Annotated in this window: 17 protein-coding genes; 7 read left to right on the forward strand and 10 right to left on the reverse strand. The window is 54.9% G+C overall.

The genetic code is table 11. The features are described from left to right. On the reverse strand, window positions 1–1,759 hold a 1,759-nt coding region (gene lepA, locus QZ279_RS00500; protein ID WP_293446828.1), incomplete at its 3' end, for a translation elongation factor 4. A 200-nt stretch (window positions 1,760–1,959) separates the two neighbouring features. Between lepA and QZ279_RS00505 the strand changes: the two genes are divergently transcribed. Further along, on the forward strand, window positions 1,960–2,271 hold the full coding sequence (locus tag QZ279_RS00505; protein WP_293446829.1) for a hypothetical protein: 312 nt from the start codon (window positions 1,960–1,962) through the stop codon (window positions 2,269–2,271). A gap of 4 nt (window positions 2,272–2,275) precedes the next feature. Here the strand turns inward: QZ279_RS00505 and QZ279_RS00510 are convergent, their stop codons facing one another. From QZ279_RS00510 to QZ279_RS00530, 5 genes are all read right to left on the reverse strand, one after another. Next, complete coding sequence (locus tag QZ279_RS00510) at window positions 2,276–2,917, reverse strand: glutathione S-transferase (protein WP_293446830.1); 642 nt, start codon at window positions 2,915–2,917, stop codon at window positions 2,276–2,278. Between the two features lie 126 nt (window positions 2,918–3,043). Further along, a complete protein-coding gene (locus QZ279_RS00515) occupies window positions 3,044–3,541 on the reverse strand; it encodes a copper chaperone PCu(A)C (protein WP_293446831.1) in 498 nt (165 codons plus the stop codon). 41 nt (window positions 3,542–3,582) lie between these two features. Beyond that, window positions 3,583–3,936 carry a hypothetical protein gene (locus QZ279_RS00520; protein ID WP_293446832.1) on the reverse strand — a complete coding sequence of 118 codons (354 nt, stop codon included), beginning with the start codon at window positions 3,934–3,936 and terminating at the stop codon, window positions 3,583–3,585. A 102-nt stretch (window positions 3,937–4,038) separates the two neighbouring features. Beyond that, window positions 4,039–4,329, reverse strand: coding sequence for a 50S ribosomal protein L28 (rpmB, locus tag QZ279_RS00525; protein WP_293446833.1), 291 nt, complete (start codon window positions 4,327–4,329; stop codon window positions 4,039–4,041). 145 nt (window positions 4,330–4,474) lie between these two features. Beyond that, window positions 4,475–5,710 carry an acyl-CoA dehydrogenase family protein gene (locus QZ279_RS00530; protein WP_293446834.1) on the reverse strand — a complete coding sequence of 412 codons (1,236 nt, stop codon included), beginning with the start codon at window positions 5,708–5,710 and terminating at the stop codon, window positions 4,475–4,477. 99 nt (window positions 5,711–5,809) lie between these two features. On the opposite strand from QZ279_RS00530, the gene QZ279_RS00535 reads away from it, so the two are divergent. Next, window positions 5,810–6,823, forward strand: a complete 1,014-nt coding sequence (locus tag QZ279_RS00535; protein WP_293446835.1) for a phosphotransferase — start codon at window positions 5,810–5,812, stop codon at window positions 6,821–6,823. Window positions 6,824–6,878: 55 nt separating this feature from the next. Here the strand turns inward: QZ279_RS00535 and meaB are convergent, their stop codons facing one another. Then, window positions 6,879–7,856: a methylmalonyl Co-A mutase-associated GTPase MeaB gene (meaB, locus tag QZ279_RS00540; RefSeq protein WP_293446836.1), complete on the reverse strand. Its 978-nt coding sequence runs from the start codon at window positions 7,854–7,856 to the stop codon at window positions 6,879–6,881. An 84-nt stretch (window positions 7,857–7,940) separates the two neighbouring features. Here meaB and hrpB point away from each other — a divergent pair, with 84 nt between their 5' ends. The 4 genes from hrpB (at window position 7,941) to QZ279_RS00560 (ending at window position 13,474) form a co-directional block, all read left to right on the forward strand. Beyond that, window positions 7,941–10,370, forward strand: a complete 2,430-nt coding sequence (hrpB, locus tag QZ279_RS00545; RefSeq protein ID WP_293446837.1) for an ATP-dependent helicase HrpB — start codon at window positions 7,941–7,943, stop codon at window positions 10,368–10,370. A gap of 70 nt (window positions 10,371–10,440) precedes the next feature. Next, window positions 10,441–10,899 (forward strand): NUDIX hydrolase, encoded by a 459-nt coding sequence (locus QZ279_RS00550; protein WP_293446838.1) that lies wholly within the window; start codon window positions 10,441–10,443, stop codon window positions 10,897–10,899. 110 nt (window positions 10,900–11,009) lie between these two features. Then, the gene (locus tag QZ279_RS00555) at window positions 11,010–12,491 is read left to right on the forward strand and encodes an inorganic phosphate transporter (protein ID WP_293446839.1); all 1,482 of its coding nucleotides are present in this window, start codon (window positions 11,010–11,012) and stop codon (window positions 12,489–12,491) included. Between the two features lie 518 nt (window positions 12,492–13,009). Next, window positions 13,010–13,474, forward strand: a complete 465-nt coding sequence (locus QZ279_RS00560) for a transferrin-binding protein-like solute binding protein (protein ID WP_293446840.1) — start codon at window positions 13,010–13,012, stop codon at window positions 13,472–13,474. A 27-nt stretch (window positions 13,475–13,501) separates the two neighbouring features. Here QZ279_RS00560 and argF read toward each other — a convergent pair whose 3' ends face one another. Beyond that, window positions 13,502–14,428 carry an ornithine carbamoyltransferase gene (argF, locus tag QZ279_RS00565; RefSeq protein WP_293446841.1) on the reverse strand — a complete coding sequence of 309 codons (927 nt, stop codon included), beginning with the start codon at window positions 14,426–14,428 and terminating at the stop codon, window positions 13,502–13,504. Window positions 14,429–14,503: 75 nt separating this feature from the next. Then, window positions 14,504–15,682 (reverse strand): aspartate aminotransferase family protein, encoded by a 1,179-nt coding sequence (locus tag QZ279_RS00570; protein ID WP_293446842.1) that lies wholly within the window; start codon window positions 15,680–15,682, stop codon window positions 14,504–14,506. Window positions 15,683–15,945: 263 nt separating this feature from the next. On the opposite strand from QZ279_RS00570, the gene QZ279_RS00575 reads away from it, so the two are divergent. Next, window positions 15,946–16,830, forward strand: a complete 885-nt coding sequence (locus tag QZ279_RS00575) for a DMT family transporter (protein ID WP_293446843.1) — start codon at window positions 15,946–15,948, stop codon at window positions 16,828–16,830. On the opposite strand, the gene QZ279_RS00580 is transcribed toward QZ279_RS00575, so the two are convergent. Beyond that, the gene (locus QZ279_RS00580) at window positions 16,820–17,638 is read right to left on the reverse strand and encodes an ABC transporter permease (RefSeq protein ID WP_293446844.1); all 819 of its coding nucleotides are present in this window, start codon (window positions 17,636–17,638) and stop codon (window positions 16,820–16,822) included. The two genes, QZ279_RS00575 and QZ279_RS00580, sit on opposite strands and share 11 nt — an antisense overlap. Window positions 17,639–17,658: the final 20 nt, after the last annotated feature.

A 17,658-nucleotide genomic window follows, 5' to 3' on the forward strand; every position in this document is an offset into this window, starting at 1 on the left:
GGATATCCACCTTGCCGAATTGACGCATCTTCTTCTTACCCGCTTTTTGCTTTTCCAGCAGCTTCTTCTTACGGGTCGCGTCACCACCGTAACACTTGGCCGTCACGTCCTTGCGCATCGCAGACAAAGTTTCGCGTGCGATAACCTTACCGCCAATCGCCGCTTGGATCGGGATCTTGAACATGTGACGCGGGATCAAGTCTTTCAACTTTTCCACCATCGCACGACCCCGCGTTTCAGCGCGATCACGGTGAACCATGGTAGACAAAGCATCGACCGGCTCATCGTTCACAAGGATCGACATCTTCACTAGTTGATCTTCTCGATATCCCATCATTTGATAATCAAACGACGCATAGCCCTTGGTCACAGATTTCAAACGGTCATAAAAATCAAAAACAACCTCGTTCAAAGGCAGGTCATATACCACCATCGCGCGCGTCCCAGCGTAGGTCAGATCTTCCTGAATACCACGGCGGTCTTGGCAAAGCTTTAGAACGTCACCCAGATACTCGTCCGGCACCAAGATCGTTGCCTTGATACGCGGCTCTTGCATGTGGTCGACAAAGGTCATGTCAGGCATGTCAGCGGGGTTATGCAACTCCATCATCTCACCGCTTTTCAGGTGGATGTGGTAAATCACGGACGGCGCCGTCGTGATCAGCTCAACGTTATACTCGCGCTCGATCCGGTCACGGATCACTTCAAGGTGCAGCAAGCCAAGGAAACCACAGCGAAATCCAAAGCCCAGCGCTGCAGATGTTTCCATCTCAAACGAGAAACTCGCATCGTTCAAAGCAAGCTTATCAATCGCATCGCGCAGATCTTCGAATTCAGCACTGTCCACAGGGAACAAACCACAGAAAACAACCGGTTGCGCAGGTTTAAAGCCCGGCAGCGCCTCATCTGTGCCTTTTCGCTCGTGGGTAATCGTATCGCCCACGCGCGTATCACGAACTTGCTTGATGGACGCTGTCAGAAACCCAATCTCACCCGGTCCAAGTTCATCAATCGTTTCCATTTGCGGACGAAACACACCGATGCGGTCGACGTGATGGACGGAATCGTTGGACAACATGCGCACGCGCTCGCCCTTTTTCAGGACACCATCGATGATGCGCACCAGAACGATCACGCCCAAATACGCGTCATACCAACTATCGACCAGCATCGCTTTCAGCGGTGCTTCGCGCTCGCCCTTGGGCGCTGGCAATTCTTTAACAATCGCCTCAAGCGTTTCGTGAATACCCTGACCCGTTTTCGCGCTGACTCGAATCGCGCCAGAGGCATCAATGCCAATCACGTCTTCGATCTGCTCGGCCACGCGGTCACAATCGGACGCGGGCAGGTCAATCTTGTTGAGGATTGGCACAATTTCATGATCCGCTTCCATCGCGTGGTACACGTTGGCCAGCGTCTGCGCTTCCACACCTTGCGAACTATCAACGACCAGCAAAGATCCCTCAACCGCGCGCATGGACCGCGACACTTCATAGGCAAAATCCACGTGACCAGGCGTGTCAATCAGGTTCAGCACATAGGCCTCGCCGTCGTCAGCGACATAGTCAATCCGAACCGTGTTCGCTTTGATCGTAATGCCGCGTTCACGCTCGATATCCATGCTGTCCAGGATCTGCGCTTGCATGTCGCGATCTTTCACTGTGCCCGTCTCTTGAATGAGGCGGTCAGCAAGGGTGGATTTACCGTGGTCAATATGCGCCACGATCGAGAAATTACGGATTTTGTTCAGCTCTGTCATAGCTTGGATATGAGTGGGAAATGCGCCTTGGTCAAGGTGGCGTATGCGCCCCATATCCAATGCATTTTCGGCAACCCTTCGCCGATCCCGCATAACAATTGAAACTTTGCTGATTTTGCGCTATTATCAAGGCGAAGGTAACCTGCATCCTAGACGACGGGCATGAGATCCGCGCAGATGTCGGCAACAAGGCAGAGACTATGAAACACATCATTTTGACAATCGCATTATCAGCGATACTAGCCCCTGTGGTTCCAACACCTGTTGAGGCCGGAACGATGCAGCGCGCTTGCATGAAATCTGACCGCAAATCTGCGAATCGGAGCCTGTGTCGTTGCATCCAAAAAGCAGCGCGCGGCAAGTTAAGTTCGTCTGATCAGCGTTTGGCTGCGACATTCTTTAAAGACCCCCATCGTAGCCAAGAAATTCGCCAATCAGATCGCACAAGTCATGAAAAATTCTGGCTGCGGTACAAAGAATTTGGCCAACGCGCGCAGCAGATGTGTTCCTAAAAATCTAAACCGTCTTCGGAAAAACAATCGGCGCATCCTCTGCGCCCCAGAACACATGCTTGTCCATAATTTGAACAAACGCGCCTGAGCGCAGGAAACGATCCAACCATGCCTGAACTTTAGGCCAAGGCTGCGCATCAAACACCGCTCGATCAATATTCGCAAATTGACGCACAAACGGCAAAATCGCAAAATCCGCAATGCTGAGACGATCATAGATCCACTCCCCCATGGACGCCTCTAATTCAGTCAAAAATCCATGCGCAATCTCGCGCTGCACCAACGGATCACTTCCCTCAAACCGAACAGCATATTTCGTGCGATCAAGGGCATCTTTGAACGGCCCATCAAACAGCGTAATCAACTCCCATCCTGCGGCGGGCATGTCTAACCACCGCTGCGGATCTCTACAGTTCAGCGCCCAGATCATGATATCCAAGCTTTCATCCAAAACGCTCTGATCCGTCACCAAACACGGCACAGTGCCACTAGACGACACCTTCAAAAACGCGTCGTGTTTGGTCTTCAAACTTATCTCGCGCAGCTCAACATTTTGCCCCGCGCTCGCAATCGCAAGCCGCGCGCGCATCGCATAAGGACACCTGCGAAAAGAATATAAAATTGGAATATCAGCGTCTGTTCTCATACCGAACTTTCTCGCGTTGACCTATCACTTGTCAACAACACAACACCGCGCTTCATCTTTCCAGATAAACTTTGGGGTGAGGCCAATCTATGATTGGACAGGGGGCTAGCCCCCATCCTTTCAACGTCACTTGTCTGCGCCATGGTCTGAATGATCCATCTCACCCTGCATCATTGCACCATCATCTTGGCGTTCGCGATCAACGGGAACTTGCACAACAACCTCGCCCGCATTCTCAAAAACCAGCGTTAGCTCAACGGTTTCACCGTCGATCAACTTTTGGGTTAATCCCATCAACATCACATGATCACCCCCACGCGACAACGCATGCAGACCACCCGCGGGGATCACAAAACCGTCTTCAACGTGCATCATCTTCATCACGCCTTCACCCATATCTACATGGGTGTGCAATTGGATTTTCTGAGCAACGTCAGACAAGATTCCAATGAGGCGATCATCCTCATCAGAGTGGTTCATAATTTGCATAAACGCTGCTCCGGTCTTCGCACCGTCAAAGGCACTGCGCGCATACGCATCTTTGATCATCAGACCGTCTGCAAATGCAGGAACTGCAAGGGTCGCCACAAAAGCTGTAGCCAATAGTTTGGATGTGAAAGACATCGCGTCTCTCCTTTGTCATTTTGATGTTTGGGAGGAAATGTTTAAACCAACATCAAAACCGGAGGTCCACGCGCATTTGGTGTGCCAATTTCAAAAACCACACGCCGCTTCACAAATGGCAAGCTCTCTCCAAGAGACCAAGCACCCATCGCGGCACGTGTAACATCCTCGACGTCGAGCCCAAGAATCAGCGAGAGCGCGAAATCGGGACACAGATGCGGTGGTGCAGTGGGTTCACCATGCTCATCAAAGTAGACCATCACAGGCCCATTGCCTGTGCACAAAACCATCTGTCCCGCCGCATCCGGCATCGTGCGCGCAATCGCAGCACTTTGCGCGGTCAACGCAATAAGCGTCACCAAAAAATAGCCAAAGATATGCATCGAACGTGTCATGCGCTCAGGCTTAGTCCTGTCATGATATAGGATCAACGGATGAAAAGAAGCGCCCCGCAGCATAAGCTACGAGGCGCAAATCTTTAAGGTAGTCGTAAAAGCTTACGCAGCTGCCGATTGTGCTTTCGCAATTTCTTTTTTCACTTTCAACGCGTTGTCAGACAGTTCGTCGTCCTTGGACTTCGCAAAAAACGCATCCAAACCACCACGGTGATCAACTGTGCGCAAAGCTGCTGCAGAAATCTTGAACTTGATGCCACGGCCCAAAATCTCGGACTGAAGTGTTACATCATTCAAGTTCGGCAAAAACCGACGACGTGTACGGTTCTTAGCGTGGCTTACGTTGTTACCCGACATCGGGCCTTTTCCGGTCAATTCGCAGCGACGAGCCATTGGGCATTTCCTCGTGTTCGTTCGATGCAGGCGTATCCCTGCAAACAAAAAATGGGTGCGGCTCTCGCGAGCGCATGTATATCTTCTGGCGGGTCTTAGGGTGATATCCAATAGGCGTCAAGCGATTCAGGGGCGATCTGGCGCGTTACATGCGCTCTTGTGTGTATTTTTTCAACTCTGCGCGCGCGACTTGGCGGCGATGCACCGCATCAGGACCATCTGCAAAGCGCAACGCGCGTTGCCACGTCCACGCAATCGCAAGCGGCGTATCTTGGGAAATCCCTTGCGCCCCAAACATTTGCACGGCTTGGTCTATTACTTTCAGCGCCATATTAGGGGCCACAACTTTGATCTGTGAAATGTAGGGTGCCGCCGCACGACCATCCCCCTTATCCATCATCCAAGCCGCCTTCAGGCACATCAAACGCGCTTGTTCGATGTCCATACGGCACTCTGCGATAATGTCGAAATTTGCACCCAGTTGCGCAAGCGGCTTGCCAAACGCCTCACGTTCCAGCGAACGCTTGCACATCATTTCCAATGCCGATTCTGCCTGCCCGATTGAGCGCATGCAGTGGTGGATGCGCCCAGGCCCAAGGCGCCCCTGCGCGATCTCAAAACCACGCCCTTCGCCCAGCAACATTTGCTCTGCTGGAACGCGCACATCCGTGAACCGAATATGCATATGCCCATGTGGCGCATCATCATGGCCATACACCTGCATGGGGCGCAAAATTTCGATCCCCTTGCTGCCAGCCTCTACAACAATCATCGAATGGCGCTGATGCTTAGGCGCGGTGTCGTCGCCCGTTTTCACCATAACAATATAAACCTTACAGCGCGGATCACCCGCCCCGCTGGCCCACCATTTCTCGCCGTTCAAGACGTAGTCATCCCCATCACGAACGCACGAAAGCGACACATTGGTGGCATCCGAACTCGCCACGTCAGGCTCGGTCATCAAATAGGCCGAGCGGATTTCGCCCTCCAAAAGCGGCATCAACCACCGCCCCTTCATCGCGTCCGTCCCGTAACGCTCAAACACTTCCATGTTGCCCGTGTCAGGTGCCGCGCAGTTGAACACCTCAGCCCCTAGCGGAGTACGCCCCATTTCTTCTGCAAAATATGCGTAATCCACAGTGGTCAGGCCAAACCCTTTGTCACTGTCCGTCAGCCAGAAATTCCACAGCCCCGCTGCCTTCGCCTTGGCCTTCAACCCCTCAAGGATGTCCGCTTGCCGCTCCGTGTACGTCCAGCGATCCCCTTTGCCGATTTCTGCGTGGTACTCTTCTTCAAGCGGCGTGATCTCGTCGCGGATCATGTCACGTACGCGCTGAAGCAGCGGCGCATGGATCGGGTTCAGGCCTAGGTTCATGCTCATCTCGGGGGCGTCCTATCGCAAGGTAACTGTTGTGGGCTTGGCTAAAGGATTGCTTACTGTGGGTAAGCTTGTCCATGCCCTCTGACGGAACGTAACGCGATGCACACATACGATCACAACGATTTACAACGCTATTTACAAGAAAACGTAAATGGCTTTGGCGCTTTGGACAGTGTCGACAAATTTTCTGACGGTCAGTCGAATCCAACCTACCTGATAACGTCGGGCGCTGCGAAATATGTGCTGCGGGCAAAACCACCCGGAAAACTCCTGAAATCCGCCCACGCCGTCGATCGCGAATTTCGCGTGATGCAGGGCTTGGCTGGCACAAACGTCCCTGTCCCCAAAATGCTGCACCTTACGGATGACAACAGCCCTATGGGCACGCAGTTCTTCGTCATGGAATACCTTGATGGTCGTATATTCTGGGATCCTGCCCTACCCGAAATCTCCAAACCCGAGCGCGCCGCACTCTACGATTCAATGAACGCGACCCTCGCAGCCCTTCACTCCGTCGATCCAACATCCGTCGGTCTTGGGGATTACGGCAAGCCTGGCAACTATTTCGAACGCCAAGTCTCGCGCTGGTCCCAACAATACAAAGCCGCACAAACCCAAAATCTGCCTGACGCGGATCACGTCATGGAATGGCTCACGGCGAACATGCCTGCAGGCGACGGCGTCAGCGCTATCGTGCATGGTGATTACCGCATCGACAATACGATCTACGCAAAAGACAGCGCCAAAATCCTCGCATTGCTCGATTGGGAACTCAGCACGCTTGGCCACCCCCTTGCCGACCTCGCCTATCAATGCATGCATTGGCGCCTGCCAAACGCTGCAGAATTCAAAGGTCTCGCAGGTCTTGATCGCACAACCCTCGGCATCCCGACCGAAGCAGAATACGTCGCCAAATATTGCGAACGCCGCGGCACAATGGTTCCAGACAACTGGAACTTCTACCTCGTGTTCTCCTACTTTCGCTTCCTCGCGATCGTCCAAGGTGTGCTAAAACGCGCGCTCGATGGCAACGCGTCCAATCCCAAAAATAATGACATGATCGCTGGCTTCGTCGCCCTGCTCGCCCGCGATGCGCGCAAACTCACCGACTAAGTCGCAGGCTTCATCTTTCCAAATAAACTTTGGGGGTTCGGGGGCTAGCCCCCGCTCAACCCTTCAACAAATCCTGCATCCGCTGCGCCGCCAAGGCAGGCGTCACATCCCCGCGCGCGACCAAACCACCAAGGCGGTCCATCGCATCGCGCAAAGGTCCAGCATCACGCAAACGCGCCAACATCGCTTGGCGCACATCTTCCTCAAACCAGAACCGCGCCTGTTCAGCCCGCATGCCCGCAAAAAAACCTTCAGAACGCCGCCAATCAACCAACGCGTTCATCTCATCCCACGCTTTCGCCAATCCGCTCTCTTCCAACGCAGACACCGCCATCGCCTTTGGAAACCCGTCTGGATCCTGCGCACGCTTGCGCAAAAACCGCAAAGCCCCCGCATAATCCGCCATCGTGCGCGTGGCAGCAGGCTTCAGATCTCCATCGGCCTTATTCACTAAAATCAGATCTGCCATTTCCATGATGCCGCGCTTTACGCCCTGCAATTCATCGCCCCCCGCAGGGGCCAGCAACAACACAAACAAATCCGCCATCTGCGCAACAACCGTCTCGGATTGCCCAACACCAACCGTTTCAATCAAGACCACATCAAACCCAGCCGCCTCGCACACAGCCACCGCTTCGCGCGACCGCCGCGCAACACCACCCAGATGGGTTTGCGACGGGGACGGTCGAATAAACGCCGCCTTTTCGCGCACCAATCGATCCATCCGCGTTTTATCCCCCAAGATTGACCCGCCAGAAAGCGTCGAACTCGGATCGACCGCCAGAACCGCAACGCGCAACCCTTGCCCCAACAACATCATCCCAAAACTCTCAATGAACGTCGATTTACCCACACCGGGCGTCCCAGACAGACCAATGCGCAGCGCTTGACGTCCCCCTGACGCCAGCAGGTCCAGCAGGTCCGCCGCTTGAATCCGATGATCCGCACGTGCGCTTTCAACCAGCGTGATCGCGCGCGCCAAAGCACGTCGCTCACCGTTCTGCACGGCACTTGCAAGCGTTTGGATATCCATGTTGGGCCTCGCATAAGTCACCCACGGGTTTTCCCTGAGCACGCGGGCGTTGTCTACCCCTGCACTTTGAACGATATGTAACGGATGAACGACGCACTCCCCATCGACGCGGTCCTGCCCGACCTTCTCAGCGCACTCAAAGCGCGCGGGCTCGCTGTGCTCCAAGCGCCCCCCGGTGCGGGTAAGACAACACGCGTTCCGCTGGCCGTTCTCAAAGCGGGCGACGTTCAGGGCAAGATCGTCATGCTAGAACCTCGCCGCCTTGCGGCGCGCGCTGCTGCTGAACGCCTTGCGTCCCAGCTTGGCGAACAGGTCGGGGAAACTGTCGGCTACACCATGCGCGGCGAACGCAAAATCGGCCCGAACACCCGCATCGAAGTCGTGACCGAGGGTATTCTCACCCGCATCATCCAAACCGATCCCGAACTCACAGGCATCGGTGCGGTCATATTTGATGAATTCCACGAACGTTCGCTGAATGCCGATCTTGGCCTCGCGCTGTGTATCGAATGCCGCGCAGCCCTGCGCGAAGATCTCAGCATCATCGTTATGTCCGCCACATTAGACGCCGCCCCCGTCGCGGCCCTTCTTGGCGACGCGCCCATCATCACGTCCCAAGGTCGCAGCTTTCCGGTTGAACCCATCTTCCTTCTTCTCCCCATGCCCAAAGAACGCAGTCTTGAGGCGGGCATGGCCGACCTGATCGAAACAGCCCTTCAAGACACGACAGGCGGTATCCTCGCCTTCCTCCCCGGTGAGGGCGAAATTCGCAGAACCGAAGCCCTGCTTGCTAAACGCATCGCCCCCAACGTCGCGCTACGCCCTCTCTACGGCGCCATGAAATTCCAAGACCAGCGCGCCGCAATCCAGCCCGAAACCGACGGCAAACGCAAACTCGTCCTTGCCACCTCCATCGCGGAAACGTCGCTCACCATCGAAGACATTCGCACCGTGGTTGACAGCGGTCTCGCACGACGCGCTCGCTTTGATCCGGGCACAGGTATGTCGCGTCTTGTCACCGAACGCGTCTCGCGCGCAGAGGCCACGCAACGCGCAGGTCGCGCGGGTCGTGTCGCCGCGGGCACAGCCTATAAACTCTGGGCCAAGGCCGCGACCGGCACACTGCCCGCCTTCGCGCCCGCTGAAATTGAAACCGCCGATCTGACGGGCCTCGCGCTCGAACTCGCGCTGTGGGGGGCGCCGCCAGAAGACCTGCCATTCCTAACGCTACCAACGCCCACCACGCTAAGCGATGCACAAAACCTGCTACAAAACCTTGGCGCGCTGACCAAAGACAATCGCATCACGAAACACGGACAAACCCTATCCAAGATGCCACTCCATCCGCGCCTTGGTCACATGCTCGCCATCGCTGGCCCCCAAGCCGCTGATGTCGCAGCCATGCTGAACGAACGTGATCCAATGGGGCGCGGCACGGGGTCTGATCTGTCCCTGCGCCTGCGCGCCCTCTACGACAAGCGACTTCCAAAGGACTTCTCAGCGCGCATCACCCAAGAAATCAAACGCCTGAAAAAGCTCGCTCCGACGGGCACAAAGGAAAAACTCAGCCTTGGCGCAATGACCGCCCTTGCCTACCCTGATCGCATCGGCCAACGACGCAAAGGCGACGCGCCGCGCTATATTCTGTCAGGTGGTAAAGGTGCTGTGATGGACGAGGGCGACGTCCTCGGCAACGCGCCTTTCATCGTTGTGACCGACACAGACGGCAACCCGCGCGAGGCCCGCATCCGCCAAGCCGCTCAGATTAACCTAAGCGAGATCCACGCATTATTCGAAGAGCAGATCGAGTGGGTCAATGAATGCGCATGGTCCAAACGCGAACACCGCGTGATTGCCTACAGCCGCGAAAAACTGGGGTCCCTGATCCTAGATGAACGCCTATGGAAAGATGCCTCGCCCGACGCCATCGCACGCGCAATGTTGGACGGCGTGCAGATGTTGGGGATCAATCTTTCCCCCGCAGAGGAACGCTTTCGCACGCGCGTTGATCTGGTGCGCAAATCTGGCGAAGACTTGCCCGATCTTTCCAACGAGGCCCTACTCGAAACCGCTGAATATTGGCTGTTGCCCTATCTGAACGGCGTCAAAACTGCGCAACACCTCAAGGCACTCAACTACTTAGAGCCTTTGAAATCGATCCTAACGTGGGGCCAAATGCAACGCCTTGAGGCCGCAACGCCGTCACACGTGGAAACCCCACTGGGACGGCGTGTTCCTGTGAATTACGAATATGGCCAACCCGAAATCGAACTGCGCCTGCAAGAGATGTTCGGCACAACCGTTCACCCCATGGTCGCGGGTCAAGCGCTACGCGTCACGCTTTTGTCGCCAGCGGGTCGCCCCGTTCAAACAACCACAGACATCCCCGCATTCTGGGACACATCCTACGCCGACGTGCGTAAAGATATGCGCGGGCGCTACCCCCGCCACCCATGGCCAGAAAACCCACGCGAAGCCGATCCCACATTACGCGCTAAAAAAAGATCACGCTAAAAATTTGTATATTTTGAACAACCTGTTAACTCTAAACGCCTAAAAGCAAGAAACGAAGGGCAGGCTGACTATGGTAGGATTTTTGAAAAAAGCATGGGCAGAGGTGGTTCAACCCCTCATTCAACGCCCCAACCGCGTACAAGTCGCGGCCATCTGCTATCAAGGCAGCGGTGCAGATCGCAAGGTTCTGGTCATCACAAGCCGCGAAACCAAACGCTGGATCCTGCCCAAAGGCTGGCCCATCGACGGTTTGGACGCAAACTCGGCCGCAGCCCAAGAAGCATGGGAAGAAGCCGGTGTAAAACCCGCCAACATCAATCCCGACCCCATCGGCACATACGATTACGAAAAACGCATGGACGAGGGCGGCACAGTCTCTTGTGAAACCCAAGTCTACGCGATCGAGGTCGATCACCTTGTGGACGATTTTCCAGAGGCGTCCGAGCGCACCCGCAAGTGGGTCAGCCTCGCAGAAGCGGCTGAGTTGGTGGATGAACCCGGCTTGCAGGACATTCTGCGCAACTTCTAAACTGCGAAAGCTGACGTGAGAAAATCAAAGCCTGTGTGATGAATTACTTGTCTTGAGCCGTTTTGATCACTACCCGCTTGGCAACGTTTGTACCGCTAAGAGAGAACACTATGGCCAAAGATCCCCTAGGTAGCCAATGGAAAACGCTGGACCGCGATCTTAATCGGATCGGTCAATTGGAGATGGCGACAAACTATGTCGCGCGTCCCATGGTCGGACTTGGCATCGCATTCGCCTTTATTTTAGTGGCGTTCTTCATCGCGATGACGTGGTTCGGGGGCAGTGAGGGTTCTCTTATCGTGGCTGCCGCAGCCGCCGTTGGTGCGTATATGGCGATCAACATCGGTGCCAACGACGTTGCCAACAATATGGGTCCGGCCGTGGGTGCGAACGCGCTTAGCATGGGCGGCGCCATTGCAATCGCCGCTGTTTGCGAAAGTGCTGGCGCACTTTTGGCGGGTGGTGATGTGGTTTCGACCATTTCCAAAGGAATTATCGACACCAAAGCTGTTGAAGACGGCCAAGTCTTTATGTGGGCCATGATGGCCGCCTTGATCAGTGCTGCGGTTTGGGTGAACCTTGCGACGTTCCTTGGTGCCCCCGTTTCGACCACGCATTCTGTTGTGGGTGGTGTTATGGGCGCTGGTATCGCGGCGGCTGGTCTTTCGGCGGTGAATTGGCCAACGATGGGCACGATTGCGGCCAGCTGGATTATTTCCCCTGTTCTGGGCGGTTTGTTCGCCGCAATGTTCCTCGCGCTGATCAAACACAAGATCATCTACCGCGACGATAAAATCGCGGCTGCGCGCGTTTGGGTTCCAATCCTAGTCGCCATTATGGCAGGCGTTTTCGCGACATATCTGTCGATGAAGGGCCTTAAACGGATCGTCAAAATCGACATCCAGACCGCCCTTTTGATCGGTCTCGCGCTGGGCGTCGCAACCTATTTCATCACGCGCCCGCTGATCATCCGTCAATCCATCGGCCTCGAGAACCGCAACAAATCGCTGAAAGTTCTCTTCGGCATTCCATTGGTCTTCTCCGCTGCTCTGCTCAGCTTTGCGCATGGCGCTAACGATGTTGCGAACGCGGTTGGCCCTTTGGCCGCGATTGTGCACGCCTCTGAATTCGGTGACTTCTCATCCAAGGTCGCCATCCCGATGTGGGTCATGGTGATCGGTGCGTTCGGTATCTCATTCGGCCTGTTTCTGTTCGGACCAAAGCTGATCCGCATGGTTGGCAGCCAAATCACAAAACTAAACCCAATGCGCGCGTATTGCGTTGCCTTGTCTGCCGCAATTACAGTCATCGTGGCAAGCTGGTTAGGCCTGCCTGTTAGCTCAACACACATCGCCGTTGGTGGTATCTTTGGGGTAGGATTTTACCGCGAATGGCACATGGAGCGCCGCCTTCGTAAAGTAGCCGGAACCGTGCCAGAGGCAAAGATCATTGCACCAATCGAGCGTCGTCGCCGCAAATTGGTTCGACGTTCGCACTTTATGACGATTGTCGCTGCTTGGATCATAACCGTTCCAGCTGCAGCTTTGATGTCAGCGCTGATCTTTAGCATCCTGTTTTGGTTCGCAAGTTAAGCGCATTGCCGCCTAACTGCTGAAAAAACCAAGCGAATCTCTAGTTCTCGCGGGGTTTTGCGACCAAGCTGGACGTCACCCTTGCGTTAGGACTGCTCAATGACTCAATACTCGTATTTTTCGTCGGCTGTGTCGCACTCTTGATCACCACAGCGTGCACACCCGTTGACGGCACCCGCACCACAGGAGGGATCGGAAATGACCCGAACAACCTGCCGCTCTCGACGAAAACGACAGCCACTAAGACCAGTACACTTGGCGGCGTTGCCCTCTAACTGCAGTCGGTTCCAACACGCGTCACGCTCACCACATCATCGGGAACGCTAGACCACTCAAACGGCGCAACAACGCTGAATGATGGCACGTATACTTTGGTCGATCCGAATGGCTACACTGCCAATGGCTTGCTAACAGACGGGGTTTCAACGCTATTTTCCACCCCTGCCCAAGGGTTCACAGGCAACTACGACTATGCCCGCGCCTATTCACATGCTTATTTTGTTGCGGATTAGCCTTATGTGGCAACGGGAATTTACGGTGTTGTGACCAGTGAACCAGACATGCCTGACACAGGCAGTGCAGTCTTCAATGGCGAAGCAGAGGCCAGCTATTCCAACGGCACGACCAACTTTGACCTGAAAAACGGAACGTCGAAGATTAGCGCGAATTTTGCGAGTGGGGCTGTTGATGTAACCGCAGACAGCTTCACTATCGCGAACCGCGACACGGGCGTTTCTTCCAATATCGGTTTCAACTCTGTACAAATCAGTGGGATGCGCGTGTTCGGCAATACCTTCTCGGGTGGCGCGATCACGACACTCAGAAACGGAGCCTTCGTCGAGATCATTTCTGAAGATACTCAACAAACCGCGATTGGGCGGTTCTTCGGCCTGAACACAGCTGGTGTCCCGGACGAGGTTGGCGGGATCGGTTATCTTCAGGGATCTGACGGAACACTGACAACGATCTTTCTAGCAGATTGATCGCCGTCGCAAATGCGCGCGCAGGCGTTATTTTTCCAGACACCAGCGCATGATCGCCTTTTGCGCATGAAGACGGTTTTCAGCCTCGTCAAAGATCACTGAATTCGGACCGTCCATGACCGCGCTTGTCACTTCTTCTTCGCGGTGCGCAGGCAGGCAATGCATGAACAAGGCGTCAGGTTTCGCACTATCCATCAGCTTTTCATTCACTTGATAAGAGCGCAGCATATTATGACGACGCTCTTTTGCAGACTGGCTGTCATGCATAGAAATCCACGTGTCCGCCACGACCAGATCAGCGTTCTCGACCGCTTTATATGCGTCGCGCTCGATGCTGACACTCACACCTGCTTTGCGCGCAAGACCGATAAATTCATCCTCTGGATCCAACTGTTTTGGCCCCGTGAACACCATATCAAATCCGAACTGACCCGCAGCATGTAGGAAGGATGCACAAACGTTGTTGCCGTCGCCACACCACACAACCTTTTTGCCTTTGATCGGGCCACGATGTTCTTCAAATGTCATAACATCCGCCATGATTTGACACGGGTGCGTGCGATCCGTCAGGCCGTTGATCACAGGTACATCCGCGTATTCCGCCATTTCAAGCAACACGCTTTCATCAAACGTGCGGATCATGATCAGGTCCACATAGCGCGACAGAACACGTGCGGTGTCTGCAATGGTTTCGCCGTGCCCAAGCTGCATGTCAGAGCCAGACAGCACCATCGTTTCGCCCCCCATCTGACGCACGCCCACGTCGAACGAAACACGCGTACGCGTGGACGGTTTTTCAAAGATCAGCGCAACCATGTGGCCCGCAAGCGGTTGCTCCACATCCAAGGTTGCTTTGGGCAGGCCAACGCGCGCATCCTTCATGGAACGGGCTTGGGTAATGATGTTGGTGAGATCGTTTGGATTGGTTTTATGGATATCTAGAAAATGGTTCATGTTTTTGTTCTTTTCAAATGAGGGTGCGAGGGGCCAGCCCCTCGCGCTCCCCGGGATATTTTTAAAAGGTGAAACCTAAGAGGCTGCCTCGACTTGGGACGCTGCAGCGCTGAGGCGCTTAGTCGCTTCTGCGATATCTTCTTCGGTAATGTTAAGCGCAGGTAGCAAGCGGATCACATTATCGGCAGCAGGCACTGTAATGACGGCGTTGTCATAGCCAGCGTTCACCACATCAATGTTCGTCGCCTTGCATTTCAACCCAAGCATCAGACCAGTGCCGCGCACCGCCTCGAATACGTCTGGGTGCTGTGCAATCAGTCCCTCAAGACTTTGGCGTAGCGCGCCTGCACGACGGGACACGTCCGCGAGGAAGTCTGAATCAGCGATGGTCTGGATCACAACCGCACCCACTGCGCAACCAAGGGGGTTGCCGCCATATGTGGACCCATGCGTGCCTGCCGTCATGCCCGATGCCGCGTTTTCCGTTGAAAGGACTGCACCAAGGGGGAAACCACCTCCGATGCCCTTGGCGACCATCATGATGTCAGGCTCGATCACCGCCCACTCATGTGCAAACAGCTTGCCTGTGCGGCCAACACCGCATTGCACTTCGTCCAAGATAAGCAAGATACCATGCGCATCACACAGATCACGCAAACCCTTGAGGCATTGATCAGGCAGCGGGCGAATACCGCCTTCGCCCTGCACAGGTTCAATCATGATCGCCGCGGTTTGATCGGTGATCGCCACCGTTAGCGCATCGTGATCATTCCAAGGCAGGTGCTTGAACCCACCCAAAAGTGGCCCAAACCCCTTGGTCATCTTTTCAGAGCCAGCCGCCGCGATGCCCGCAGAGGAACGACCGTGGAAAGAACCCTCGAATGTGATGATCTCTGTGCGATCTGCTTGGCCCTTATCGAACCAATATTTGCGCGCCATTTTGACGGCTAATTCACAGCTTTCCGTACCGGAGTTCGTGAAGAACACCGTGTCCGCGAATGTGTGTTCTACCAGCAAATCCGCCAGCTTTTCCTGCTGGGGGATGTGATAGAGGTTGGACACATGCCAAAGCGCGCTGGCTTGCGTCGTCAGTGCCTCGACCAGCTTGGGGTGGGCGTGACCCAATGCGTTCACCGCAATCCCCGCCCCAAGGTCCAGAAAACGTCGCCCATCTGCTTCAATCAACCAGCTGCCTTCGCCTTTGACAAAGGTAAGCGGAGCACGGGAATAGGTTGGCAAAACAGAAGGGATCATGGACGTATCCTTAAAAAATAGAAGCCACGTGAGTGCCTGAGCATCAGGGGCAAGTCAACAATTTGAGTGAAGCATGAAAGAGGTGGCCGTCATGCACGGCAGATCGAACGCGTTTAAGCGCGGCGCATTGGTCGTCGCAGACGGGTATGTACCTGTGTGATCATGCATCCGTCATACAGGGGCCAACGTCGATTTCAAGGGCTGAAGTGTTGCGATACAATCCAAGCCTTGCGGCCTTTGATAATTCGGCGCAGGTCTTGGGCATGACTGATTTGCCCTCCCATAACGCGCGCCTTGCGATGATCTTGATGATCTGCGCGACCGCGTTCATTGCCCTGACAACCCTGCTGGCCAAGGCGGTTGGGACCGGCGTTCTGGGCGAGCCTTTGCATGTCTTTCAAATCACACAAGCGCGGTTCTTGTTCGCCGCTCTGACATTGGGCAGCGCTGCGTTGGTGATGCGACCAAAGTTTGGTCCTGCGAATATCAAGCTCCACATTTTGCGCACAACATTTGGCGCAGCAGGTGTGACGCTGATGTTTGCCTCCGTCGCATACATCCCGCTGTCTGACGCAAACGCAATCAGCTTTCTCAATCCCGTCTTCGCCATGATTTTTGCGATTTTCTTCTTGGGCGAACGCGTAGGGCCCATCCGCTGGACCGCCGCTGGCATTTCACTGATCGGCGCTGTGATCCTGCTACGCCCTGGTTCAGGCGCAATTGCCCCCGGGGCATTGCTCGCACTTGGCGCGGCCTTGATGCTGGGGATGGAGATCATCTTTATGAAACGTCTCTCGCGCCGTGAAAAGCCGTTTCAAATCTTGCTGATCAACAACGCGATCGGCCTCTGTCTTGCGACCCTTGCCGTCATATCAGTTTGGGAACCACCAACGCTGCACCAATGGTTCGCACTTGCAGGCATCGGCGTCGGCATGGCCTTAGCGCAAACGTGTTTCCTGAACTCGGTCGCGCGCGCAGACGCATCGTTTGTTGTCCCGTTTAGCTACGGCACGCTCCTGTTCGCAGCGCTCTATGACGCTATGATCTTCGGCGTCATCCCAAGCAACATCTCGTTCCTAGGGGCCGCCGTTATTATCGCAGGTGCAGCCCTGCTCGCATGGCGCGAGGCCAAGGCGTCTAAGGCTTAAGACGATATCCTGTGCGGAACATTTGCCACGCGATGGCAGAGACGACCACAACAGACACGGCACAATTCAACATCCCTGACCAAGGGTTCGCATCCGACACACCGATCACTGAATAGCGCAAACCGTCGATCAAATAATAGATCGGGTTCAGCTGGGTCAGTTCGCGCAAGACGGGCGGTAGAACCGATACCGAATAAAACGTGCCTGACAGGAACGCGAGCGGCGTGACGATAAAGTTCGTGATCGCCGCCATTTGATCAAACTTATTAGCAAACACGCCAGCGATGATGCCCAGACCACCAAGGAAAGCAGATCCCAACACGACAAACACAAACGCCATGATCGGATGCTGCACACCAATGCCAAGGAACAAGAGCATCCCAAGACCAATCGCAAAAGCAACAAAGACGCCACGCCCGATCCCGCCAGCGAGATAACCAATGACCATCTCCAAAGGCGCAAGCGGAGGCATCAACGTATCGACGATATTGCCCTGCACTTTTGAGATCACGATGGATGAGGTCACATTCGCGAAGGAATTCTGGATAACCGTCATCATCAAAATGCCCGGCGCAATGAAATTCATGAAGGGAACACCCATCACATCACCACGGCTTAGCCCGATAGCGAGGTTGAAAATCAACAGAAACAATCCTGCCGTCACCAAAGGTGCGAGCAAAGTTTGCGTCCAAACCGCTAGAAATCGCATGACTTCGCGCCGGATCAAGGTCTCTAGACCCAACCAATTCACCCGTCCAAAGCGACGAGACCCCATTTCTGGTATGTTTAAGGCTTTGTTTTGTGTCATTGCTTACCACTGACCTTGTA

The organism is Planktotalea sp. (assembly GCF_018607965.1).
Taxonomy (GTDB): Bacteria; Pseudomonadota; Alphaproteobacteria; order Rhodobacterales; family Rhodobacteraceae; genus Planktotalea.

What these genes read in the sequence shown, in the direction of transcription:
- QZ279_RS00530 (WP_293446834.1), bottom strand. Translation starts at nt 5,710, where the DNA reads ATGAGCATGAACCTAGGCCTGAACCCGATCCATGCGCCGCTGCTTCAG.
- QZ279_RS00570 (WP_293446842.1), bottom strand. Translation starts at nt 15,682, where the DNA reads ATGATCCCTTCTGTTTTGCCAACCTATTCCCGTGCTCCGCTTACCTTT.
- QZ279_RS00515 (WP_293446831.1), bottom strand. Translation starts at nt 3,541, where the DNA reads ATGTCTTTCACATCCAAACTATTGGCTACAGCTTTTGTGGCGACCCTT.
- QZ279_RS00510 (WP_293446830.1), bottom strand. Translation starts at nt 2,917, where the DNA reads ATGAGAACAGACGCTGATATTCCAATTTTATATTCTTTTCGCAGGTGT.
- argF (WP_293446841.1), bottom strand. Translation starts at nt 14,428, where the DNA reads ATGAACCATTTTCTAGATATCCATAAAACCAATCCAAACGATCTCACC.
- QZ279_RS00520 (WP_293446832.1), bottom strand. Translation starts at nt 3,936, where the DNA reads ATGACACGTTCGATGCATATCTTTGGCTATTTTTTGGTGACGCTTATT.
- rpmB (WP_293446833.1), bottom strand. Translation starts at nt 4,329, where the DNA reads ATGGCTCGTCGCTGCGAATTGACCGGAAAAGGCCCGATGTCGGGTAAC.
- QZ279_RS00555 (WP_293446839.1), top strand. Translation starts at nt 11,010, where the DNA reads ATGGCCAAAGATCCCCTAGGTAGCCAATGGAAAACGCTGGACCGCGAT.
- QZ279_RS00535 (WP_293446835.1), top strand. Translation starts at nt 5,810, where the DNA reads ATGCACACATACGATCACAACGATTTACAACGCTATTTACAAGAAAAC.
- QZ279_RS00505 (WP_293446829.1), top strand. Translation starts at nt 1,960, where the DNA reads ATGAAACACATCATTTTGACAATCGCATTATCAGCGATACTAGCCCCT.
- meaB (WP_293446836.1), bottom strand. Translation starts at nt 7,856, where the DNA reads ATGGATATCCAAACGCTTGCAAGTGCCGTGCAGAACGGTGAGCGACGT.
- QZ279_RS00580 (WP_293446844.1), bottom strand. Translation starts at nt 17,638, where the DNA reads ATGACACAAAACAAAGCCTTAAACATACCAGAAATGGGGTCTCGTCGC.
- hrpB (WP_293446837.1), top strand. Translation starts at nt 7,941, where the DNA reads ATGAACGACGCACTCCCCATCGACGCGGTCCTGCCCGACCTTCTCAGC.
- QZ279_RS00575 (WP_293446843.1), top strand. Translation starts at nt 15,946, where the DNA reads ATGACTGATTTGCCCTCCCATAACGCGCGCCTTGCGATGATCTTGATG.
- QZ279_RS00550 (WP_293446838.1), top strand. Translation starts at nt 10,441, where the DNA reads ATGGTAGGATTTTTGAAAAAAGCATGGGCAGAGGTGGTTCAACCCCTC.